Origin of the sequence: Herbivorax alkaliphila (assembly GCF_030848475.1) — a bacterium.
GTDB lineage: Bacteria > Bacillota > Clostridia > Acetivibrionales > Acetivibrionaceae > Herbivorax.
In genome coordinates this window covers 26,869-50,629 of record NZ_JAVDDS010000029.1, presented here as the reverse complement: position 1 = coordinate 50,629, position 23,761 = coordinate 26,869, and the positions used below count along the sequence as shown (strand labels likewise).

17 protein-coding genes and 2 tRNA genes are annotated in these 23,761 nt (G+C 31.3%); 14 read left to right on the top strand and 5 right to left on the bottom strand.

The window, feature by feature from the left end; translation table 11 throughout:
- The 12 genes from RBH29_RS11565 to RBH29_RS11510 form a co-directional block, all read left to right on the top strand.
- Nucleotides 1-412: type IV pilus biogenesis protein PilM (locus RBH29_RS11565; RefSeq protein WP_306696984.1), on the top strand; the 412-nt coding region annotated here is incomplete at its 5' end.
- Between the two features lie 23 nt (nucleotides 413-435).
- Nucleotides 436-987 (top strand): PilN domain-containing protein, encoded by a 552-nt coding sequence (locus RBH29_RS11560; RefSeq protein ID WP_306696982.1) that lies wholly within the window; start codon nucleotides 436-438, stop codon nucleotides 985-987.
- A gap of 5 nt (nucleotides 988-992) precedes the next feature.
- Nucleotides 993-2,201 (top strand): hypothetical protein, encoded by a 1,209-nt coding sequence (locus RBH29_RS11555; RefSeq protein WP_306696981.1) that lies wholly within the window; start codon nucleotides 993-995, stop codon nucleotides 2,199-2,201.
- A 178-nt stretch (nucleotides 2,202-2,379) separates the two neighbouring features.
- On the top strand, nucleotides 2,380-4,752 hold the full coding sequence (locus RBH29_RS11550; RefSeq protein ID WP_306696980.1) for a response regulator: 2,373 nt from the start codon (nucleotides 2,380-2,382) through the stop codon (nucleotides 4,750-4,752).
- 29 nt (nucleotides 4,753-4,781) lie between these two features.
- Complete coding sequence (locus RBH29_RS11545; protein WP_306696979.1) at nucleotides 4,782-9,221, top strand: PAS domain S-box protein; 4,440 nt, start codon at nucleotides 4,782-4,784, stop codon at nucleotides 9,219-9,221.
- A 260-nt stretch (nucleotides 9,222-9,481) separates the two neighbouring features.
- Entirely contained in the window at nucleotides 9,482-10,471 is a 990-nt protein-coding gene (gene galE / locus RBH29_RS11540) for a UDP-glucose 4-epimerase GalE (protein WP_306696978.1), read from the top strand.
- A 133-nt stretch (nucleotides 10,472-10,604) separates the two neighbouring features.
- Nucleotides 10,605-11,696 carry a GerMN domain-containing protein gene (locus RBH29_RS11535; RefSeq protein WP_306696977.1) on the top strand — a complete coding sequence of 364 codons (1,092 nt, stop codon included), beginning with the start codon at nucleotides 10,605-10,607 and terminating at the stop codon, nucleotides 11,694-11,696.
- Nucleotides 11,697-11,717: 21 nt separating this feature from the next.
- Nucleotides 11,718-12,509, top strand: coding sequence for a ribonuclease PH (rph, locus tag RBH29_RS11530; RefSeq protein WP_306696985.1), 792 nt, complete (start codon nucleotides 11,718-11,720; stop codon nucleotides 12,507-12,509).
- Entirely contained in the window at nucleotides 12,466-13,059 is a 594-nt protein-coding gene (locus tag RBH29_RS11525; protein WP_306696976.1) for an XTP/dITP diphosphatase, read from the top strand. Before rph ends, RBH29_RS11525 begins: the two co-directional genes overlap by 44 nt.
- A 159-nt stretch (nucleotides 13,060-13,218) precedes the next feature.
- Nucleotides 13,219-13,292: transfer RNA gene (locus RBH29_RS11520), tRNA-Gly, on the top strand.
- 5 nt (nucleotides 13,293-13,297) lie between these two features.
- Nucleotides 13,298-13,374, top strand: a tRNA-Arg gene (locus tag RBH29_RS11515).
- A gap of 103 nt (nucleotides 13,375-13,477) precedes the next feature.
- Nucleotides 13,478-14,239 (top strand): hypothetical protein, encoded by a 762-nt coding sequence (locus tag RBH29_RS11510; RefSeq protein WP_306696975.1) that lies wholly within the window; start codon nucleotides 13,478-13,480, stop codon nucleotides 14,237-14,239.
- A 44-nt stretch (nucleotides 14,240-14,283) separates the two neighbouring features.
- Here RBH29_RS11510 and RBH29_RS11505 read toward each other — a convergent pair whose 3' ends face one another.
- The 4 genes from RBH29_RS11505 to RBH29_RS11490 form a co-directional block, all read right to left on the bottom strand.
- A complete protein-coding gene (locus RBH29_RS11505) occupies nucleotides 14,284-16,068 on the bottom strand; it encodes an NADH-dependent [FeFe] hydrogenase, group A6 (RefSeq protein ID WP_306696974.1) in 1,785 nt (594 codons plus the stop codon).
- 18 nt (nucleotides 16,069-16,086) lie between these two features.
- Nucleotides 16,087-17,733, bottom strand: coding sequence for a NuoF family protein (locus RBH29_RS11500; protein ID WP_306696973.1), 1,647 nt, complete (start codon nucleotides 17,731-17,733; stop codon nucleotides 16,087-16,089).
- A gap of 78 nt (nucleotides 17,734-17,811) precedes the next feature.
- On the bottom strand, nucleotides 17,812-18,204 hold the full coding sequence (locus RBH29_RS11495) for a (2Fe-2S) ferredoxin domain-containing protein (protein ID WP_306696972.1): 393 nt from the start codon (nucleotides 18,202-18,204) through the stop codon (nucleotides 17,812-17,814).
- A gap of 47 nt (nucleotides 18,205-18,251) precedes the next feature.
- Entirely contained in the window at nucleotides 18,252-18,767 is a 516-nt protein-coding gene (locus RBH29_RS11490) for an NADH-quinone oxidoreductase subunit NuoE family protein (RefSeq protein WP_306696971.1), read from the bottom strand.
- A gap of 284 nt (nucleotides 18,768-19,051) precedes the next feature.
- Between RBH29_RS11490 and RBH29_RS11485 the strand changes: the two genes are divergently transcribed.
- Nucleotides 19,052-20,989, top strand: a complete 1,938-nt coding sequence (locus RBH29_RS11485; RefSeq protein ID WP_306696970.1) for a glycosyltransferase — start codon at nucleotides 19,052-19,054, stop codon at nucleotides 20,987-20,989.
- Nucleotides 20,990-21,101: 112 nt separating this feature from the next.
- Here the strand turns inward: RBH29_RS11485 and RBH29_RS11480 are convergent, their stop codons facing one another.
- Nucleotides 21,102-21,953, bottom strand: a complete 852-nt coding sequence (locus tag RBH29_RS11480) for a divergent polysaccharide deacetylase family protein (RefSeq protein WP_306696969.1) — start codon at nucleotides 21,951-21,953, stop codon at nucleotides 21,102-21,104.
- 703 nt (nucleotides 21,954-22,656) lie between these two features.
- Here RBH29_RS11480 and RBH29_RS11475 point away from each other — a divergent pair.
- A complete protein-coding gene (locus RBH29_RS11475; RefSeq protein WP_306696968.1) occupies nucleotides 22,657-23,490 on the top strand; it encodes a hypothetical protein in 834 nt (277 codons plus the stop codon).
- Nucleotides 23,491-23,761: the final 271 nt, after the last annotated feature.

Here is a 23,761-nt window from a genome sequence, read left to right as displayed (position 1 = left end):
GTTAATTCAAAGTGGTTTCAATAGTATTAATTCATTTTTAACGTCAAATAAAAACATGTCAAAAACTGAAGCAGAAGACTTTATGATTGAAATACTTAATCTTAACTCAGAAGACCCTTTAATAAATCTAAAAGAAATACAATCAATTTTAGATGAAACTTTTGAAAATATAAATAGATTTATTGACTTTTATTATTCACTTAATAATAGCAATACTATAACAAAAATCTATTATTTTGGCGATAATGCAAAAATAAAGGGATTGAAAGATTTTATAAGTAGATATTTTGATATTCCAGCTTTTTTAATAGATAAAGGAGATTTCGTAAAATACAAAAAAAAGAATAAAAGACAATTATTTGATGAGGATTTTTACAAACTAATTAATTCTTTTGGAGCATTTATAAGATAGTTTTTATTATAGGAGGGTTAGTAATGCGTCAAATGATTTTAATACCGGACAAATATTTTATAATAAAAAAAGAAGCTAGGACGAAAAAAATAAAAATAATTACACTTATAACATTAATGACAATTATTATATTATTATTATATTATCCTTTTATTTTAATTGAAAATTTGTCATCTCAGAAAAAATTATTGGAATACGAATTATTGAAGGTAGAAGATAAAATATCACTTTTTTCGGAGTATGATTATATACTTTCTGAAATAAGTGAAAGAAGAAAAAACTCTGAAAAAGTAAATCTTCAAGGAATTGATATATTAAAAATCTTTAATCATTTAGGTAAAAGTTTACCTAAGGGTGTTTCTATAGTAAATATTAATTTCTCAGACAGTAATGATTTTTATATTATAGGATCTGCCATATCTAAGGATGATATAGCACAATATATTGAGTCTTTAAAAAATGATAATTATTTTTCATCTGTTAGACTATCTCAAACTTTAGCTAACTATAATACGGATTCAGGAGTTGATAATTATTCATTTAGATTAGAAATAAAAATTAATACTAGGAGGTGAGCTTTATGACTAAAAAAAGAAGAGTATATATATTAATACCTGCACTAATTATTTTAACAGTTTACATTATTTTAGTGCTGATTCCTCAAATGAATACAATAAAAAAATTAAGTATTGATATTGAGGAGCTTAAAATAACAGAAAAAAATATAATAAATAACGAAAAAAAGTATGCTAACATTGAATCAGAAAAGGAATTTTTTATTGAAGAAATTAACAATATAAGAAACTCATTACCACCTTATATTAAACAGAATGATTTGTTTATATTATTAAGTGTATTTTCTGATTTTTCAGGTATAGAGCTTTTGAGTATAGATATTTCTAAGCCAGAAACAGAAATTAATAATCTCTCAAAAATAAGTGTGGATAACTTTTACAATTCAAACTCATTAGAATTTGCTAAAAATTTAGGTTTTATTAAAGGAAATAAAGAAAGCGTTCCTGAAGAATTTAGAGATATTCAAAATGGATCAGTTTATAGAATTTCTGCAAATATTGAGATGATTGGTCCTGAAAGTTCGCATATAAAATTTCTTTCTTATATTGGAAGTATTAGTAATAAGTTTATGTTAGAAAAATATAGTGCTGAAATTGATAGAAATAATTTAATTAAAGCCAATTTAGATATAGTTTTTTTTGGTATTGCAGATAGATATGCAAATTTTTCAGATTTATCTATAAAAGAGTTTTTATCATCATCTGAAACTATAAAAAAAGAAAATATATTTAGAACAGGTAACAATTTAAATGACTTTTCTAAAGAAGAATACTATTATACAGATGCAAAGGAATATGATTTTCTAATTAGACTACTACCTTTTGCAAAACAAATGAGAAATTATACATTTAGCCTATCTTCAAGAAGTTCTTTAAATGATACTTTGATGAATTTATATCAAACAACTAAGAGGGAAATAGAAGAAATTGAAATATCTATAACTGAAAATAATGATATATTTTTATTTGAGTATAAAAATAAAAAAGAAGGTTCAAATAGCCATAATCAATTAGAATTTCAGCCTTTAGAGGATGTTATTTTAATTTTAATAGACTCATCTAAAAGAGTTTTTGAAAACGATACTTCAGGCATTAATCTATCAATATATAATAAATCTTCTATGCCTTTAGAAATTCAAATTATTAATGATGATAAGTCTTACTCGAGAGTTAATATAGACTACACTTATGGAGATATTAGCATTTTAAGATAGTAGAGATATTGTAGTATAAAAATACTAAACAGTACAAATAATTTATGAGTGCTAAATTTAAGAAAGTGAACTCGTTTAGCTAAAGGAGTTTTTATGATAAGAGAAATAACTAAAGAGTTTTTATTTTATTAGCGAAATATATTACAGAATGTATTTAACTGGTTTGGAGCTGAATTAAATGAATAAAAATACATTAAAAATTAAAGAAGAGAATTTAAAGGAATCATATTATGTTATAAATACTGTTTTAAATAGAGTAGATGCTCTCATATATGTTGCTGACTTAAAAACCTATGAGATTCTATTTATCAATGAAAATGTAGAAAGAGAATATGGAAATGTTAAGGGGAAAAAGTGTTGGCAGGTCTTTCATGGAGAAAAAGAAGGAGTTTGTGACTTTTGCCATATTAACCAGGCTTTAAAAAACAAAAACAAAACACATATATGGGAATACAAAAGTATTGTTACAAAGAAGTGGTATGAATGTAAAGAAAGTATTATAAAATGGTTAGATGGAAGAGATGTACACTTACAGGTTGCATACGATATAACTAAAAGAAAAGAAATGGAAGAAAACTTAAAAAGAAGTCAAGAACAATTTGAGTTAGCCATCAATGGATCTAAAGATGGTATATGGGATTGGGATGTTAAAACAAATAAACTTTTTCTTTCTCCCCGATGGAAAGATATGATTGGATACAAAGACGAAGAACTTGAAAATGTTTTTTCTACATTTGAAAGCAGAATTCATCCTGATGACAAAGAGAATGTTTTGAAATATGTAAATAATTATCTGGAGGGTAAAATACCTTTTTATAATATGGAGTTTAGATTCAGGCACAAAGAAGGACATTATTTATGGATGCTAGCTAGAGGAGAAGCTTTAAGGGATGAAGATGGAAAGCCTTATAGAATGGCAGGATCTCATACAGATATTACGGAAGTTAAAGAAAAAGAAAAAGAGATTATAAGACAAAAAGAAAAAGCAGAAGCTGCAAATGTTGCTAAAAGTCAATTTATTGCAAATATGAGTCATGAAATAAGAACACCTATGAATGGTGTAATTGGGTTTTTGCAATTATTAGATATGACAGAGGTTGATGAGGAACAAAAGTCTTATTTAAAAAATATCAAGAGATCCTCAGATGCTCTTTTGGCAGTCATAAATGATATTCTCGATATTTCAAAAATTGAAGCTGGGAAGCTTGAAATAGAAAATATAGCTTTTAATTTAAGGTCAAGTGTTGAAGAAGCTGTTGCACAGTTTAGTGCCAAAGCATTAGAAAAAGATATAGAATTAAGTGTTGTTTTTAATTTTGATGTACCTAAAATGCTAATTGGAGATCCAGCCAGATTAAGACAGGTTATATCAAACATAGTACACAATGGCGTTAAGTTTACTGATAAAGGCAGCGTTTGTTTAAGTGTGGGATTGATTAATGAAAGAGAAAAAATATGTAAAATACTCTTTGAAATAAAAGACACAGGAATAGGAATTAGTGAAAGTTACATTAATCAAATATTTATGCCATTTAGGCAAGAGGATGCATCAACTACAAGAAAATATGGTGGTACAGGACTTGGTCTTCCTATATGTAAAAATATTGTTGAAATGATGGGAGGGAAAATTGAAGTACAAAGTAAAAAAGGAGAGGGTTCAACTTTTTCTTTTTCACTAGTATTTAAAAAAACACAGGATGAATATTCAATAAAATCATCGGATTATTCAGATTTAAAAAACACGAAAATATTGATTGTTGATAATAATGATGAGGATAAGAATATAATAAAAACTTATCTTAAAGATACAGGTTGTACTTGCGATGAAATAGATGATTCTCTAGAAGCTTTTGGAGTTATAATTCAATCAATTGGAGACACTAAGTATGATGTAATATTGATAGAAAAAGATCTTGGTGAAGTAACAGGATTTGATTTAGCTGCTGCATTAAAGGCTATTCCTCTTACAAAAAAAACACCTTTGATTCTTTTAGATTCCTGCCCAGTAAAGGGGGAAGCTAACAAGGCGAAAAAATCAGGCTTTTTAGCGTATATTTCAAAACCTTTTATAAAATATGAACTTTTAGACTCTATTGCAACAGTACTAGAAATAACTAAGGAGAATATTAAACAAAATAATTTGTTTATAACAAGGCACTCACTAAGGGAGTCATATTTTAACAGGAAAATTAAAATTTTATTAGTTGAAGACAATGAATGTAACAGAATTTATTTTATTAAGCTTTTAAAAACAAAAGGCTTGCATTGTGATGTTGCTACAAATGGAGAAGAGGCTATAAAAGCATGTAAAATAAAACAATACGACATAGTGTTTATGGACTGTCAGATGCCTGTTATGGACGGCTTTGAAGCTACAAGACAAATTAAAAGAGATAACGAGAAAATACTTATTGTAGCAGTTACTGCCTATGCAATGAAAGAAGATAAAGATAGGTGCATATCAGCTGGAATGGATTATTACATATCTAAGCCATTTAAAGTTAAAGAGATAATTAAATATATTGATATGGTAGAAAATAATAAGAGGTGAAAAAAGTTTAAAAGAGGAGAGTATTAATAATGGACATTAATTCTTATAAGCAGCTATTAAAAGAGTTGCCTGTAGGATATGCATATCATAAGCTAGTATGCGATAGTAATGATAACCCTATAGATTATGAATTTATTGATGTAAATAAATCTTTTGAATATTTTACAGGTCTTAATAAATCTGAAGTTATAGGAAGAAAAATAACAGAAATACTTCCTGATTTTAAAGATAGTGACTTTGATTGGATTAATTATTACGGGAACATAGCATTAAATGCAAATAAGAGTAATTTTAGTCAATATTCACAAAGCTTAAAAAGATGGTATAATGTAAATGTCTACTCTCCCAAAAAATATTACTTTGTTACCTTGTTTACAGATATCTCAGATTCAAAAAAACAAATGTTTGAATCAAAAAGACTAAATAATAAACTTGAAATACTATTAAACAGTATGTCTGACTTAATATTTGTATTAGATAACAACCTAGTATTCGAGGAATTCTTTCAACCTTTTTCTGATAATCTCTTTATTCAACCTGAAAATTTTGTAGGAAAAAAAATTAATGAAATCGGTTTTCCAGAACCTGCGATTTCGGTTATTATAAATGCTATTAAAGAAAGTATTAGAAAAAAAGAATCAAAAAGAGTGGAATATTTTTTAGAAGAGGACAAAAAAAGAAAATGGTACGATGCTCAGATTACATTAATCTCAAATAGATCTAATGAGATGCCAAAAATTTTAGTAGTGGCTCGTGATATAACTGAGCTAAAAAAAATAGAAGATGAGCTTAGAAAAAATGAAGAGTACCTAAAAGGAATTTTAGAATCTCAAAAAGACATGATTGTTCGAGTAGATCAAAAAAACTGTTTTACATATGTTAATGAAATGTATTCCAAAACATTTGGAAAGACTAGAGAACAATTAATAGGAAAATCTTTTGCTCCTTTAGTTCATGAAGATGATTTAGAAGCTACTTTAAAAGAGATGGAAAAACTCTATTTGCCGCCTTATAGAGCTTATATTGAGCAAAGAGCTATGACGGTTAATGGATGGCGATGGATTTCATGGGAAGATAGTAGCATTTTAGATTCAAAGGGAAACGTTGTTGAAATTCAAGGTGTTGGTCGCGATATTACAGAGCGTAAATCTATGGAAAAATTGCAAGAAAGCTTTTTTTCCCAATCATTAAACGGATTCTTTTTTATGATGTTAGATGAACCTATTATATGGAATGACTCCATTGATAAAGAAAAGGTATTAGATTATGTATTTCATAACCAAAAAATGAAGAAAGTCAACAAGGCAATGGCAGAACAATATGGATCAACAGAAAAGGATTTTATAGGGAAAACACCTTGTGAATTGTTTAAACATGATTTAGAACATGGACGATATATCTGGAAAGGGCTATTTAATAAAGGCAGATGGCATGTAGAAACAAATGAAAGACGTATAGATGGTTCTCAAATGTTTATTGAGGGAGATTATATTTGCCTTTATGACGAGGAAGGAAGAATAACTGGACATTTTGGAGTACAAACAGATATAACAGAGCGGAAAAGGGCAGAAGAAAAGCTTTTAAAAAGTGAATCCTCTTTAAAAGAAGCACAAAAAATTGCAAAGCTTGGCAGATGGGAGTATTTACATAAGAAAAACGAGCTCATCTGGTCGGATACAATTTATGATATTTTTGAAATTAATAAAAGTGAGTTTGGTGCATCGTATGAAGCTTTTTTAAATACAATTCATCCAGATGACAGAGAAAAGGTAGCTAGGGATTTTTCTAATTCCATTAAGAATAAAAAGCCATACAAAACAGAGCACCGTTTACTTATGAAGGATGGCAGGATTAAATGGCTAAAAGAAAAATGTGAGACTGTATTTAATAAAGAAGGTCTTCCTGTCAATTCTGTTGGCATAGTTCAAGACATAACAGAAATGAAGAATATTGAAATTGAACTTAAAAAAAGTAAAAATAGATTAGATACAATTATATCCAATACTCCTGCTGTCATTTATTCTTTTGAAGTGATAGATGGAACTCCTAAACTTACTTATATCAATGAAAATGTTAAGAATGTCATAGGATTTGAACCATCTAAATTTATTGACAATATAGAATTTTGGTTAAGTTGTGTTCATCCTGAAGATTATCCTAATCTTAAAAATAAATTAGCTGGAAATAATTCTTCCGATGAATATAGATTTAAAGATATAAAAGGCGAATACCATTGGCTTTATGACAGGCAAAAAGTAGTAAATGCAAATGAAAATGTAGTTGAAATAATTGGCACATGGTGGGATATAACAGATAGAAAGAATAATGAGGAATTATTGGCATATCAAAATGAGTTTCAAAAAATTGTAGCTAAAATATCTTCTAGTTTTGTAAGAGCAAACAGCAAAAACATTGATAATAAAATAAATGAAATGCTAAAAATTGTAGGAAAGTTTTTTAAAGTAGACAGATCTTATATGTTTTTATTTTCAGAGAATAAAGAGTTAATGTCAAATACCCATGAATGGTGCGAAGATGGAATACTCTCTGAAAGAGAATCAATTCAAGATTACAAAGTAGATAGTATACCATGGTGGAAAGAAAAAATAATGGATAAAGAATTTGTAATGATAGATAAAGTCAAAAATCTTCCAGTAGAGGCTGTTAAAGAGAAAGAAGAATTTGAAAGACAGGGTATAAAATCTTTGTTTTCAGTTCCAATAATTGATAACGATTCTGTTGTTGGTTTTTTTGGTTTTGATTCTGTAAAAGAAGAAAAACACTGGAGTGATTGTCAAGTCGAGTATCTTAAACTTTTGGCAAATATTTTAACAGACGCAAGAAAAAAAGTCTTAGCAGAAAAAGAGTTGATTAAAGCAAAAGAAAAAGCTGAAGTTGCCAATATTGCCAAAAGCCAGTTCTTAGCCAACATGAGCCATGAGATTAGAACTCCAATGAATGGTATTACGGGATTCATGCAGCTTTTAGAGAATTCAGGTCTCCATAAGCAACAACTATCTTATATAGAAAAGATGAAATATTCAACTGATACCCTGCTAAATGTAATTAATGACATTTTAGATATTTCCAAAATTGAAGCTGGTAAATTAGAAATTGAAAACATTTCATATAATCTTATTACAACAATAGAGGCCTCTGTAGTACAATATGTTGAAAAAGCAAAAGAAAAAGGACTGGAAATTAATATTTTAACAAAATCGGACACTCCAAATTTTATTATAGGTGACCCTACAAGGTTAAAACAGATTATAGGAAACCTTATAAGTAATGCAATTAAGTTTACAGAGAAAGGATATATACTGGTAGAAACAGGATTAAAAAAGGAAAGTGAAAGTATTTATACTATTGAATTTATAATAAAAGATACAGGAATTGGCATGAAAAAAGATGTTGCTGATAAACTCTTTACGCCATTTACTCAAGCAGATACCTCTTCTACGAGAAGATATGGAGGAACTGGTCTTGGACTTTCAATATGTAAGTCTATTGTTGAAATGATGGGTGGAGAAATTAATGTGGTAAGTGAAGAGGGAAAAGGCTCTACTTTTACTTTTACTATAAGAGCAAAAAAGAGTAATGATAAAGTAGAGAGTATAGTTTTTGATTATTCATTGTTAAAAGGAAAAAACATATTAGTTATAGATGATCATGCAATTAACAGAGAAATTGTAAGAATATACCTTGAGGAAGCAGGTTGTATGGTGCAAGAAGCAGAAGATCCAGTAGATGCTTTAAAGCTTATTATTTCAAGTGCAGATATTAAATATGACTTTGTTTTGTTAGATTTTAATATGCCAAATATGAATGGTCATGACTTAGCAAATGCTATAAAAGCTATTCCTGCAACTAAAGACATTCCTTTAATACTGATGACTTCATTAGCTATAAAAGGAGATGCTGAAAAAGCAAAAAATGTAGGATTTTCTGGATATCTTTCTAAGCCTTTTACAAAAAGAGAGTTGATAGATTGTATTTCAATTGTGTTAGATGAAAAATATAAAAGTAAAAATAATGAAGAAACTTTTGTAACAAGACACACTTTAAAAGAGGTAGAGTTTGAAAAAAGGTTAAAAATTCTTCTTGTTGAAGATAATGAAGTAAATCGAAAGTTTTTTTCTGAAATACTTAAAACTAAAGGATTAACTTGCGATGTAGCTGTGGATGGAGAGGAAGCAGTTAAGGCATGTACAAAAAAAGACTATGATATCGTTTTTATGGATTGCCAAATGCCTGTTTTAGATGGGTATGATGCAACAAGACAAATAAGAATAGCAGAAAAAGATAAAAAACACACTCCAATAATTGCAATGACAGCTTATGCAATGAAAGGCGATGCTGAAAAATGCTATAGAGCAGGAATGGATGAATATCTCAGTAAGCCGATCAATATTAATGAAGTAATCAACATTATTCATAAGTATTCAAATGGTAAAGAAAACATAGATTAAGCATGAATTTGAAATGATTTATAGTGCTAACTAGAAATTTTTTTAATGTCTAAGAAAGTGCATTGCTTTATGGTAGCAAAAAAGTCTACCGAAAGGCTGTGCTTTAAAGGATTATCTTAGCCTTAAATTGGCGAAGCCGACTTTTTTATACTTATCATACCGAAATAAAAAGTTGAGTTTTTAAAAATGTTATAATTGTGTTATTATATATCTTATATAAGTCAATGTAAGAAAATATTGATAAGGAAGGTTGTGTTGTAGTGGCCGTATTAGTTACAGGTGGAGCTGGATATATTGGTAGTCATACTGTTGCAGAACTTGTTGAAAGAAATGAAGAAGTTATAGTGGTTGATAACTTAGAAAAAGGTCATAAGCCAGCTGTATTAGGAGGAAAATTAATAGTTGGTGACTTAAGGGATATTGAGTTTATAAGAAGTGTATTTAAAAATAATGATATAGAGTCAGTTATACATTTTGCAGCATATATTGAAGTAGGTGAAAGTGTTTCTGACCCATTGAAGTATTACAACAATAATGTTATTGTTACGCTAAATCTTTTAACTGCAATGAAGGAAGCGGGAGTAGATAAAATTGTGTTTTCATCAACTGCTGCAACATATGGTGAGCCAGAAAACATACCAATATTAGAAACAGATAAAACATTTCCGACAAATCCTTATGGAGAGACAAAACTAACTGTTGAAAAAGCATTAAAGTGGTCAGATAGAGCATATGGAATAAAGCATATTGTGCTAAGATATTTTAATGCCAGCGGGGCACATGAAACTGGTAAAATAGGTGAGGATCACAATCCAGAAACTCATTTAATTCCATTAGTACTTCAAGTGGCTTTAGGAAAGAGAGATTTAATTAAAATATTTGGAAATGACTATAATACGCCTGATGGAACATGTGTAAGAGATTATATTCATGTCTCTGACCTTGCACAGGCTCATGTTTTGGCTCTTGGTAAGCTTAGAAAAAATGGTGATAGTGACATTTATAATCTAGGAAATGGGAAAGGTTTTTCAGTAAAAGAGGTTATAGATGTTGTTAGAAAAGTTACAGGACACCCTATAGATGCTGTTGATGCTCCAAGGAGGCCGGGAGACCCTGCAGTTTTAGTAGCATCTTCAGAAAGAATAAAAAAAGAATTGGGATGGAAGCCTAAAATGAATGATTTAGAGTCAATAGTAGAAACTGCATGGAATTGGCATAAAAATCATCCTAATGGATATAACGATAAATAGTTTGATGTGAATGTATTTTTTAAATCTAAATATCTATATTTTTTAAAAATAATTGTATAATAAATTATATTATTCTTCTTACATGTCTATACTTACAGTGGAACATATTTTAATCTGTAAGGAGTAGATAATAATGAGAAGATTTACATGGATTGTTGTTTTTGTAATAATATTATTTTTGAATGGATGTCAGATACCAGTAGATAATGTTTCAGATGAAGAGGAGAAAAATGACTACGTAAGAACAGAAGATGAAATTGTTGATACATATGATTCTCTATACTCTGAAATGGAGGAAATAGATGATGAAAGTGAAGATGATGAGGATGAAGAAGATGAAGAGGATGAAGAACTAGAAGCAAATGGAGAAGTAGCGATAACAGTCTATTACAGGGATAGTGACGATATGATAGTGCCTGTTACAAGAAATATTGAAAGACAGGAAGGTATAGCGAGGGCTGTTATAGAAAGTATGATTAAAAATGAGGAGAATAAAAAGCATTTAAAGTCTTACAATTTATTTGCCTTGTTGCCAGAAGGCACAGTTGTTTTAGGTATGAATATAAAAGAAGATGCTATGATTGTAGATTTTAATGAGAGATTCTTAAGCTATGAGGATAAAACTCAGGAGATAAACATTATTTCTTCTGTTGTCTATTCATTAACTGAATTTGATACAATTGATGATGTAAAAATACTTGTTGGGGGAAGAGAAAAGGATAAGCTTGAATATGGAACTGACATATCGGGTTATCTAAACAGAGAAAATGTTTTGATTAATTCCAAAAAAGTTAATATAGAAGATAAGGTAAATAAGGTTGATGTTTATTTTTATAAAAGTTTAGGTGAAGAAATTGAATGCTTACTTCCAATGTCTTTTGAGTATATAGGAATAGAGGAGGAAGAAATATGTGGTGAAATTGTAAGATTACTCGGAAAAGATTATGCTGACAAAAAAGTATTTTCTCAATTGCCTTCAGGCGTTAGTCTGATAGACAGCAAATTAGAAGAAGATACACTTATATTGAATTTTAATGGTGAGATTAGAAATTATGGGGGAACTTCTAGAGAAAAAGGTATATTAAAACAGATTTTATACAGTATGAAACAAATTGAAGATATTAAAAACATAAGAATAATGATAGAAGGAAAAGAAGGGGAACTTCCTGAAGGAACAGATATTTCAAGGGATATCCCTATTCCTGATAAAATAAACACAGTATAATGTTATAGAAAGGTTGGGAAAATATTGAGGATTAATAGTAGAGGTCAGCAGGATTTAAGACCTGTTAAAATTACAAGAGGTTATACTAAACATGCAGAAGGATCAGTTTTAATTGAAATGGGGGATACAAAAGTTATTTGTACTGCGACAGTTGAAGAAAGGGTACCTCCATTTAAGAAAAACACTGAAGAGGGATGGGTCACAGCAGAGTATTCAATGCTCCCTAGGGCAACATCTAACAGAAATCAAAGAGATATTAATAAATTGAGACTTTCAGGCAGAAGTCATGAAATACAGCGATTGATAGGAAGGTCATTGAGATCTGTTGTAAACTTAAATCTTCTTGGAGAAAGATCTGTAATCGTAGACTGTGATGTAATACAGGCTGATGGAGGAACAAGGACAGCATCTATAACAGGTGGTTTTATAGCTTTAGTTGATGCATGCAAAAAGATTAAAGATGAAGGGTTGATAGACAAAATACCTATAACAGATTTTTTGGCAGCTATAAGTGTGGGTATTGTTGAAGATAAGGAAATGCTTGATTTGTGCTATGAAGAAGATTCAAGTGCTCAAACAGATATGAATGTTGTAATGACTGAAAAAGATGAATTTATAGAAGTTCAAGCAACAGCTGAAGAAAATCCTTTTAAGAGAGAACAATTTGATAAACTTTTGGCTATAGCACAAAAAGGAATAAGTGAGCTGATAACTATGCAAAAAGATGTATTGGGTAGCATATCAAATGAAGTTGGGGGAGTTAGTAAAGATGAAAAAATTTATAGTGGCGTCGAAAAACAAGGGGAAGCTTAAAGAAATACAAGAGATAATGGCGAAGTTTCCATTTGACGTTGTATCTATGAAAGATGAAGGTATAACAAAAGATATTGAAGAGTATGGCACTACATTTGAGGAGAATGCTTTAATAAAGGCTAGGGAAGTACATAAGATGACAGGTGAGATGGTAATGTCAGACGATTCCGGTCTTGAAGTGGATTTTTTAGATGGAGCTCCAGGCGTTTATTCAGCTAGATTTGCAGGTGAGGAAGCCAGTGATGAGGACAGAAACAATAAATTGTTGGAGCTTTTAAAAGATGTGTCGTATGAAAATAGAAAAGCTAGATTTGTATGTGCTATTGCAGTGGTATTATCTAGTGGAGATGAATTTACTGTAAAGGGAATTTGTGAAGGATATATAGGATTTAAGCCAGAGGGAAACAATGGTTTTGGATATGATCCACTATTTTTTATGCCAGAATTTAATATGACTACAGCTCAAATGAAACCAGAAGAAAAGCACAAAATAAGCCATAGGGGAAAGGCTTTGAGGTTGATGGCTCAAGAGCTTGAAAAGAGGGTTTGAGCCTATAAAGTTTAGGCTCAAATATCAGTGGCAAAAAAAAAACATTAAAAAATTCTATGAAATACAGTTGACAAATTGGTTTTATGTTTGTATAATATAAAAAGTCAGCTTGAGTTGGACAAAAAAAGTCAGCTTGAGTTGGACAAAATTTAATAAATTGCGGGTGTAGTTCAATGGTAGAACATCAGCCTTCCAAGCTGATTGCGAGGGTTCGATTCCCTTCACCCGCTCCATTTATCTGCCCGTAGCTCAGCTGGATAGAGCAACGGACTTCTAATCCGTAGGTCGGGCGTTCGAATCGCTTCGGGCAGGCCAACAAAAACCCTAGAGTCAAAAGGCTTTAGGGTCTTTGTTATATAAAAAAAGACAAGGGGACGGTTCTCTTGTCTCACTTGTTTCAAAAAGAGGTGGTTAAAATATGGGGTTCTATTTGGAAATTTATTTACTTATTTTAGGTGCAGTGTTTTTAATTGGAGTTGCTAGTTTGTTTGTATCTCCAAACCTATCGAAAACTAGATTTGTGGAGCAGGCCAGTCGTGTAGATATTTCAGGAATTAGAGAATATAAATATAAAATATCTGGCTTGACATATTTTAAATGTTGTATTTCAATAATTACTTTATTTATGATTCTAGGATTATCTTTTATGTCTGAAGGTTTTGGTGTTTTAATTCTTGGAATTAAAAGTCCAGTGACAGATCTTCTGGTATCTATATTTATAATTATATCTTTGTTGAATTATGTTAGAAAAGCTCTTTTTCTTTTTCCTAGAACTTATATTAAGTTTAATGGCAATGATGTAACTTATTCTAATGGTAAAAGGGCTATATCATTTTCCATAGATGATGTTGAAGATATTCTTTTTGAAAAATATGATAAAGTAGAAAGTCACTACAGACATTTTCGTAACTTTTTTAGAAGACACCCTCACGGACACGGGCACAAAGAAGTTAGATTGGGATATAAATATGTAATATTATGTTTTAAAAATAAAGTTCCAGAATGTCAAAGAGTTACTTTTATAAATGAGTTTTTGTTTTTTTCAAAAAGAAAACCAGAATCTTGTGAAGGTGGAAAAGTGCCGCTTACATATCAGTTAGAGTTTGATATATTTAATTTTGAATATCCTCATGAGATTTTTGAACTTTTGAGTCAAAATGTATATATTCCTATATATTGAGATAAGGGAACCGTCCCCTTAGGGAACCGTCCCCTTGTCTCATTTTATATTCTTTCTCTTTCCTCGTAGTGGGTGTGTAAAAGGTTGTGGGCAACATCTCCATATGGCTTACCTAGATACTCCTTATAGAGTTTGAGTATTTCAGGATTTTCGTGGGATTTTCTATATTTTTTATTGCGATCTTCTTTGTATATTGCTTCCTGTCTTTTCTTAACGATTTCATAGTTGCCGTGATGGTATGGCTGGCCACCTCCTGCGATACAGCCACCTGGACAGGCCATGATTTCAATGGCGTCATATTTGTTTTTACCCTCTCGTATTTCTTCTAAAAGTTCACGGGCATTTCCAAGTCCACTTGCAATTCCTATCTTAAGCTCCTTATCTCCTACCTGTACAGTGGCTTTCCTAAGGTCATCGCTGCCTCTTAACTGATTAAACTCAACATTTTCAAGTTCTTTTCCTGTCATCCACTCATGGGCTGTACGGATGGCTGCTTCTATTACTCCTCCAGTAGTTCCAAATATTACAGAAGCTCCTGTGGTTTCACCTAAAGGCTTATCGTATTCACTTTGAGGTAAATCTTCAAATTTAATACCAGCTTCCTTTATTATTGCACCAAGTTCTCTTGTTGTTACCACAATATCAACGTTGTTGTGCTCATCCTTAGTGAGCTCAGGTCGCTTAGCTTCAGCTTTTTTTGCTATACATGGCATTATTGATACTACTACTACGTTGTCAGGGTCAATTCCATTTTTCTCTGCATAATATGTTTTTGCAATAGTTCCAAACATTATATGAGGTGATTTACAAGTGGATGGAATTTTTAAAAGTTCTGGAAACTGATGCTCTATAAATTTTACCCATGCGGGGCAACAGCTTGTGAGAATTGGTAGCGTTTCATTATTTTCCATGCGATGAATAAGTTCTGAAGCTTCCTCCATAATTGTAAGGTCAGCTCCAAAGTCGGTATCAAAAACAGCATCAAATCCTAATCTCTTAAGGGCATTTACCATTTTACCTGTTACAATGGTACCTGCTTCCATTCCAAACAATTCACCTAAAGCAACGCGTATTGCAGGAGCCGTTTGAACAATTACATGCTTGTCGGGGTTATTTAAAGCTTCCCAAACCTTGTCTGTATGATTTACTTCTGTAAGTGCTGCTGTAGGGCAAACTTGAACACATTGCCCACAGTAAGTGCAAGATGATTCAACCATGGGCATGTTAAAGGCCGGACCTACAAAAGAATTAAATCCTCTGCCTATACCTGACAGTATTCCACAGGTTTGAACTTCATTGCACATGGTTTCACAACGTCTACAGTAGATACATTTATTGGAGTCTTTTACGATAGCATCACTGGACATGTCTTTTGGATAGTTCATTCGTTCTCCTTCCCAGCGGATTTCTCTTATGCCCAGTTCTGCTGCTAAAGACTGAAGCTCACAATTTGTGTTTTTAGGGCATGTAAAGCATTCGTTGGGGTGATTGGACAATAAAAGTTCTACAGCCATTCTCCTTGATGTTATAGCCCTTAATGTATCAGTACGTATAATCATTTCATCAGTTATTTTTGTTACACATGAGGGTACCAATTTATTTCTGTTGTTTTTTGAATCAACAAGTTCAACCATACATACCCTGCATGAAGCTGTTTGATTTACCATTTTAATATCATGCAAATCAAGGTGGCATAAAGTGGGTATTTTTACTCCTGCCTGATTAGCTGCCTCTAGTATAGTGATGCCCTCTAGAACCTGTAATTTCTGATCGTTTATTATAACACTTAACATTTTTTTATCCTCATATTTTTTCTGATTTCCAGCCATTATTCCACCTCTTTAATATTAAGATTCAATTCCTATTTTGTTTTTTGCTGTATACTTTCCCTCACCCTGTGGGTTATCTACATACTCTATAAAGGATAAATACTCGTTCCAAAAGTATTTCATGGTACTTATAACCGGATTAGGTGCTGTTTGTCCAAGACCACAAAGTGAGCCGTCTTTAATCATGTATGATAGCTGTTTCATAGATTCAAGATCCGCAATGGTACCTTTTTTGCTGGTTATTTTATTGAGCATTTCATAAAGCCGTTTTGTTCCTACACGACAGGGAGTGCACCTTCCACATGACTCATCCATGGTAAATTCAAGATAGAATTTAGCTATATTAACCATATTGTCTGTTTCATCCATGACAATCATTCCGCCTGATCCCATCATTGAGCCAATTCCTGTAAGGCTGTCATAATCAATTGGAGTGTCCAGCTCATTTTCAGTGATAACACCACCGGAAGGACCACCTGTTTGAACAGCTTTAAATTTTTTTCCGTCCTGTATTCCTCCACCTATATCGTAAATAATTTCTCTTAAAGTGATTCCCATAGGAACTTCTACAAGCCCGACATTATTAATTTTTCCTGCTAGGGCAAAAACCTTTGTTCCCTTGCTTTTTTCAGTGCCTATTGAAGAAAACCAATCTGCTCCCTTTGTTATAATTGGTGGAATGTTTGATAAAGTTTCAACATTGTTTACACAGGTAGGATGCCCCCAATAACCTTCTTCTGCAGGATATGGAGGCTTATAGTTTGGTTCTCCTCTTTTACCTTCACATGAATTTATAAGGGCTGTTTCTTCGCCACATACAAAGGCACCAGCACCATATTTTATATCAATATCAAAACTAAAATCAGTATTAAAAATGTTCTTTCCTAAAAGGCCAAGTTCTCTTGCCTGTGTTATTGCTGTTTTAAGACGCGATATGGCAAGAGGGTACTCAGCACGAATATAGACAATACCTTTATCTGCACCAATTGCATGTCCTGCTATGGCCATTGCTTCTAATACATTATGAGGATCACCTTCTAGAATACTTCTGTCCATAAAAGCTCCTGGGTCACCTTCATCAGCATTACATACAATGAACTTAACATCGCTTTCTTGTTGTCTAGCAATGTCCCATTTGACTCCTGTGGGAAAGCCTCCACCACCACGACCACGAAGTTTTGATTTTTTAACTGTTTCTATAACTTCATCTCTGGACATTTTTGTTATAGCTTTACCTAATGCTTCATATCCTCCTAAAGATATGTATTCGTAGATGTCCTCAGGGTTTACCAGTCCACAGTTTCTTAATGCAATACGGAGTTGCTTTTTATAAAAAGGTATGTTTTCCTGTTTATCAATTCTGTCATTTGCAGAGGGTTCTTTATATAACAGCCTTTCAACCTTTCTACCTTTAATAATATGTTCATCTATAATATCTTTGGCATCTTTTGGACCAACACGAACATAAAAAACATTTTCAGGCTCAATTTTTACTATTGCCCCTTGTTCACAGAAGCCAAAACACCCTGTTTTAACAATTTTTACCTCTTTATCATAACCTCTGGCTTTTAGTATGAGTTCAAGATTTCTTTGAACCTTCTCGCTTTCAGTGGCTAGGCAGCCTGTACCACCGCAGATGAGAATATTTGTACGAGTTATTGCCATTTTTAGCCTCCTTCTATGCTATTATTCTCAAAAAATTTGCTTTTTTAAAAGTTCTAATTTAAAACCAAGGATACTAAATTACGCTCTTTCAAAATCTACTTTGAGTATTAAATTTTCCACCGGCTTCCCCTGCTTTATGTGATTATTTACTATTAGAGGGACTTTATCTTTTTTTACATTTCCATATAGTACAGGGGCTTGTCCAGGCACATTTAGCTGTACAACAGGTTCTGAGTGACAGTATCCAATGCATCCAACAGTTACAATCTTTACGTTATCAAGTTTATTTCGTGCTATTTCTTCTGCAAAGGTATTAAGGGTTTCTCTTGCACCTGAAGAAATACCACAGGTTGCCATCCCTATAAGTATTTCAATTTTATCGCCTGTGTCGTCTCCGGTATCTCTTAAACTTATTTTATTTTCATGTTCTTCTCGTATTTTTTGCAGCTCTTCTAGTGATTTTATTTTCATATTACACCTCCTGATTTTAAAATTTTCCTATTGACTTATATAACCCATTATTCTTGTTTATAAGATTTTATAATATCGTCTAAATCATCTTCTTTTACACGTCCATATACCTTGTCATCTACCATAACAACAGGGGCAAGTCCACATGCTCCAACACACCGAACATCTTTTAGAGTAAAAAGACCGTCTTTTGTTATTTCGTTAGACTCAATATCCAGCTTTTCTTTTAACCTTTCTAAAATTTTATCTGCACCTCTTACAAAGCATGCAGTTCCCATACACACACTGATAGTGTGTTTTCCACCTGGTTTTGTAGTAAAATATGAGTAGAAGCTTACCACACCAAAAACTTCTGCTCCTGGAATACCCAGCTTTCTTGCTACATAAAGCTGTACATCTCTGGGAAGATAGCCAAATATTTGTTGAGCTTTATGGAGTATTTCAATTAATGCTCCTTTAGTAGTTTCCATACCGTCAATAAATGTCTCGAGCTCATTAAATTTTTCTTCAGGCAAATCTTCACTTATGGGCTTAGTTATACTTATAGACTGGGGCTTTGTCAAAATGTTCACCATCCCTTTATGATTTTTAAATATTAAAAATGTTATATTTGCAGTTATATATAATATTTCCTTATTAACACAGTTTATTACTAAAGGTTATGATTTACTCCATAATATTTCTTCTATATTTTTATTTACATAAATGACATACACCTGTTAGAATCAGATTTTTGATTAACAATTAATTTTTATGGGTAGCAATTAAAATAGTGTAGAGAACTAGAGTTTAAACAAGCAGTATTTTATTGAAAAAACAAATTATAACTTTTAAAGGGAGTGATTATATGTCTAATATTTATAGTGATAAAGCCATTAAGTTTATTATTGCAATTACGGGAATTTACATAGCTTACTATTTGTTCTGGCGTATTACAAGAACTATTAACCATTCAGCTTTATTATTTTCATTAGTTTTACTTTTTGGGGAGTTGTACGGGATTGTTAACTACTTTTTATTTGCACTAATGACTAAAGATATAAAAAAAGAGGAGAGGGTAACACCTTTAAAAAATAGAAGTGTTGACGTTTTTGTTCCTACATATAATGAAGATATAGAAGTCCTAGAGGCGACGCTGATTGGAGCAATTAACATGAATTACGAGCATAAAACTTATGTTTTAGATGATGGGCGAAGAAGTGAGGTGTTTGAGCTTTCTAAACAGTTAGGTTGCGAGTATATTACAAGAGAGGATAATAAGAATGCAAAGGCTGGAAATATAAATGAGGCATTGAAAAAAACAAGTGGTGAGTTTATTGTAATATTAGATGCAGATATGGTTCCCCAGCCAGATTTTATTGAAAAAACTTTAGGTTATTTTAAAGACTCAAAAACTGCTATTGTGCAAATGCCTCAAGAGTTTTACAATTTAGATTCTGTTCAACATCCAAAAAATAATTCTAATTGGCATGAACAACAGCTATTTTACCATGTCATTCAACCAGGGAGGAATTCTATTAATGCTGCCTTTTGGTGTGGAAGTCCTTCGATAGTTAGAAGGGAAGCTTTAGAAAATGTAGGTGGAGTGGCAACAGAAAGTATTACAGAGGATTTTCTTACTTCAATTAAGTTAAACTCTAAAGGCTGGAAAATACAATATCATAATGAGGTTTTAGCTTTTGGAATTGCCCCTCAGTCTATCCATGCTTTTAATCTTCAAAGATTACGCTGGGCACAGGGGGCAATGAAAATTTTAAAGAGTAAAAACAATCCTCTAATTGTACCGGGACTAACTATAAAACAGCGTTTAGCTCATTTTTCCGCAATTTTTACTTACTTTGAATCTTATCAAAAGTTAATTTATATAATGGTTCCTGTAATAGTGTTATTTACAGGTATATTGCCTTTTAAATTGACAAGTGGTTATGAATTTTTTATTCACTGGGCACCTTATTTTTTACTTCTTATACTTAGTAATAAGGCGTTAGGACGAGGTTATTTTAAATATGTTCCTGTAGAAGAGTATAATATTCTTAAAATGTTTACCTTTATAAGAGCATCATTTAGTTTGTTTTTTTCAAAGAAACTGTCTTTTAGAGTTACCCCAAAGTCAGTTGAGAGTTCCATTAAAGTAAAAGAACGTCACGAAGTATTTTTGCATATTATTGTTTTTGCTGTTGTGGTTTTATCTTTTTCTTTTGGGATTATAAATCTTATAGGGGAAACATTTATAAATTATTCTTCAAAAGTTAGTGCAGTTGTTGCGGTATTATGGGCAGGTCTTAACGGATATCTATTACTTTTGACTTTGCTTAATGTTTTAAAAAGAGATTATTATAGAAATGGATATAGATTTCATGTGCATTTAGACAGTAGAGTTGTGGAATTGACAGGAACTCAGTTAAATGCCAGTGTGAAAGATATATCCAATAGAGGAATTGGATTAGAAGATTTAGATGAAAATATTACAACAAACAAAAGCAATGTGAGGGTATGTTTACCTGATGGTATATTGAATTTAAAGGGACATATTGAATATAAAAAAGCATCAGAAGATGGTCATAAAAATATTGGACTTAAATTTGATGAGTTGTCATTAGAGCAGAGAATGCGGCTTTATAAATTTCTTTACGTTACTGTACCAAGACATATTTATAATTCAAGCACTGGACTTCAATGTAATATTGAGTATTGTCCTGAAAAAAATTCCAAGGACTTGGTTGTTAATTCTTGCGATTTTAAATTAGATATAGATAATCAAAAAAATACGCCATCTTTAGTATAAAAAGATGGTCGAAATAGTGAACTCGTTTAGCTAAAGCTAAAGATCGAGGCTTCAGGTGGAGTCATAGAACGAGATAAGGTGGAAGTAGGAAAGGTTTGCCTGCATTATGATATCAATTATGAAGGTCAGAGACAAAAACTAATTGTATGTTATTTTTATCAAATTCAGGTATCATATCACTGATTGCTTCTGCTGTGACTTTGCCACCTTCCATTCCAACATGACCTATTGCAACTGCGTATTCTTTTTCTAATGCTATTTCACCAGCTTTTTTAAGCTGGTTTTTTATATGATTTTTTGGCTTTTGGCCGTCCAAAAAAATATCTCTTTGGTAGTAAGTTATACTTTTTTCTTCTGCTATTTTTTCACCTACGGGAGAATCAGTTGTGAGGCTGTCTAAAAAATAAAGTTCTTTTTCTTTTAAAACGTCCATTATACCAGATACTATTTTTTCATTGCTGGTAGCTTTAGAGCCCATGTGATTGTTTAATCCCTTTGCATAAGGAATGTTTTCAATTGAATCTCTTACGATTTCCATAACGTCTAAGGTATCCATATCTGACATTACAGGTTTTGGGCCAAGCCAGCTTTTTTTACCGTGATACGGTTCCATAGGAAGGTGTACAATTACTTCATAACCTTTATCATGGGCGTTTTTTGCATCTATTTCTGAATGGGGGAGAAAAGGCATAACAGCAAAAGTTAAAGGTTTTTCTATAGACATCATTTCTTCAACACCATCACGACTTGACCCAAAATCATCTATTACTATCGCAAGCTTCCCTGTCCTTGTGGTATCATTTTGTTCACTTATTTCACCATCTAATACAGGTGAAAAAGGAGGACTTTTTTTTACTAATGCAAAAATGCTGATTGCTAATATAGTTAAAATTATAAGCGAAATAATAATAATTGAACGGACAATGTGCTTTTTTTGAAGAGTTATAAAACAAATAGATTTCATAAAAAAACCCTTTCCTTTTTAGTATTTAATCTAAAACAAATAAATCATTCTATTATACCTATTCATTAAATTTTAAAATTATAATTTAATATTAGAAATAATTGTTATGAGTTTATCTGCAAACATACAATACTTTAAATATAATACATAAAAAGGTTGGTTCGGTGAAAAAACAGACATTAAGTTAGTGAGGACAAATATCAATAATTGGTGATTTAGAATAATATAATAAAAAACTTATAAATTATTGAATAAATAATCAATAATAGGTTAATACTTTAAATGACCTCACAAAATACATTTTAACCCCCTAATAAATGCCTTGGCGTAATGTCGGGCATTTATTTTTTTGTGTGCTTTAATCTATCTTGGGAAATGTATTTTGATTATTATATTTATTGATATAAAAAATAAAAGTAGTGACTAAAGTAACGATTTTTATTTTTTGTGCATGATAAAATACAATATATAAAATCAGTTTTTTGTTGAAGATATATTTATATTTACTGATAAATTACTATTTTTATTAATTATTAAAAATATAAAAAATATTTTCAACAATGGATTTAATTAAATATTCATGATAGGAGGTGCAAATTATTGTTTTATATGTAGATTTGATGTTTTTATCTGGATTTTACAATAATCTGCATAAAAAGTAATAAGCAAAAATCTAGATTAAAAAATAATTGGGGGATTTATTATGCTAAAAACAAAAAGTAAGATTATCGCTAGTTTAATTGTTTCAGTATTAGTAGTTTCACTTATTTCTAACATTGCTATTGCAAGTACGTCAAGTGGTATTAACCTTGCCATGGATACATATCAGACTTATTATCACGATGATGGATTTGTTAATGCAATATATACTAGAGGATCGGAATTTAAGTTTTATTTTAATTCTAGTGATGGAGTTGATCCACACAGGACAACAATATTTACCTCAAAAGAGACTTCTATTGGTTCAGGGACATATGAACCTTGGCAAGTGGCGGATGTAAGAGTTACAAGTTCAGGGGGACAAGATGGAGCTATTTTCTTTAATGATATTACGCTTCCAGAAGAAGGACGTTATAAAGTCATGATATTTGCAAGGGACAATAATAACAGAATTATTTTTAGACAAGAATTAAAGGTCATAAATTCAAATTGGATATATGATGGACTTCTTAATGTTGTGGATGAAGTTTCTATTACTGGATTAAATAATGGGAAAATACAAATTGATGCATATGTACATAATATTCACGTAGACGCTATAGATGCTGACGATTTTAGAATTGGTTTGAGCCATGTTGAGTCTATGCGTAGAAGTCGTGGAATGCATGCCAGTTACTGGGCGAGTGATGTAAATGTAACCCAAGATCCTAATAACAGGAGGGCATATTATGTAACAGCAACTGTTGATCCAGATTTCTACAATGATCGTCCAGGTGAGTATTATATACAATTGGCAGTGAGGTCAGGCCCTGATCGCAGATCATGGGAACACTGGGGTACCATGATTGGACGTTTTCTCATGGAAGATATTTTTTAATAAGATAGAAACTATATGCAATGATATATTAATAAAATGGCATTAAAAAGCTAGAGATGGTTTTCTCTAGCTTTTTAATGCCATTTTATAAACCATTTGATTACTTTTCTCATACATAAATATGTTGATTCACATTATTCTTAACTTAAATAATATACATCCAAACAAACACTGTTTTTTGGAAAATATAATACTGTTAAATTTTATAGAAGGTCTGCTATAAACCCTCATTTTTTTCTTTCATTAATATTCCCATAATGGTATAATATAC

Coding starts and splice junctions, on each gene's coding strand:
- RBH29_RS11555 (WP_306696981.1), top strand. CDS start 993: ATGACTAAAAAAAGAAGAGTATATATATTAATACCTGCACTAATTATT.
- RBH29_RS11500 (WP_306696973.1), bottom strand. CDS start 17,733: ATGGCAATAACTCGTACAAATATTCTCATCTGCGGTGGTACAGGCTGC.
- RBH29_RS11550 (WP_306696980.1), top strand. CDS start 2,380: ATGAATAAAAATACATTAAAAATTAAAGAAGAGAATTTAAAGGAATCA.
- RBH29_RS11525 (WP_306696976.1), top strand. CDS start 12,466: ATGAAAAAATTTATAGTGGCGTCGAAAAACAAGGGGAAGCTTAAAGAA.
- RBH29_RS11495 (WP_306696972.1), bottom strand. CDS start 18,204: ATGAAAATAAAATCACTAGAAGAGCTGCAAAAAATACGAGAAGAACAT.
- RBH29_RS11560 (WP_306696982.1), top strand. CDS start 436: ATGCGTCAAATGATTTTAATACCGGACAAATATTTTATAATAAAAAAA.
- RBH29_RS11535 (WP_306696977.1), top strand. CDS start 10,605: ATGAGAAGATTTACATGGATTGTTGTTTTTGTAATAATATTATTTTTG.
- RBH29_RS11485 (WP_306696970.1), top strand. CDS start 19,052: ATGTCTAATATTTATAGTGATAAAGCCATTAAGTTTATTATTGCAATT.
- RBH29_RS11510 (WP_306696975.1), top strand. CDS start 13,478: ATGGGGTTCTATTTGGAAATTTATTTACTTATTTTAGGTGCAGTGTTT.
- RBH29_RS11480 (WP_306696969.1), bottom strand. CDS start 21,953: ATGAAATCTATTTGTTTTATAACTCTTCAAAAAAAGCACATTGTCCGT.
- RBH29_RS11545 (WP_306696979.1), top strand. CDS start 4,782: ATGGACATTAATTCTTATAAGCAGCTATTAAAAGAGTTGCCTGTAGGA.
- RBH29_RS11505 (WP_306696974.1), bottom strand. CDS start 16,068: ATGGCTGGAAATCAGAAAAAATATGAGGATAAAAAAATGTTAAGTGTT.
- RBH29_RS11475 (WP_306696968.1), top strand. CDS start 22,657: ATGCTAAAAACAAAAAGTAAGATTATCGCTAGTTTAATTGTTTCAGTA.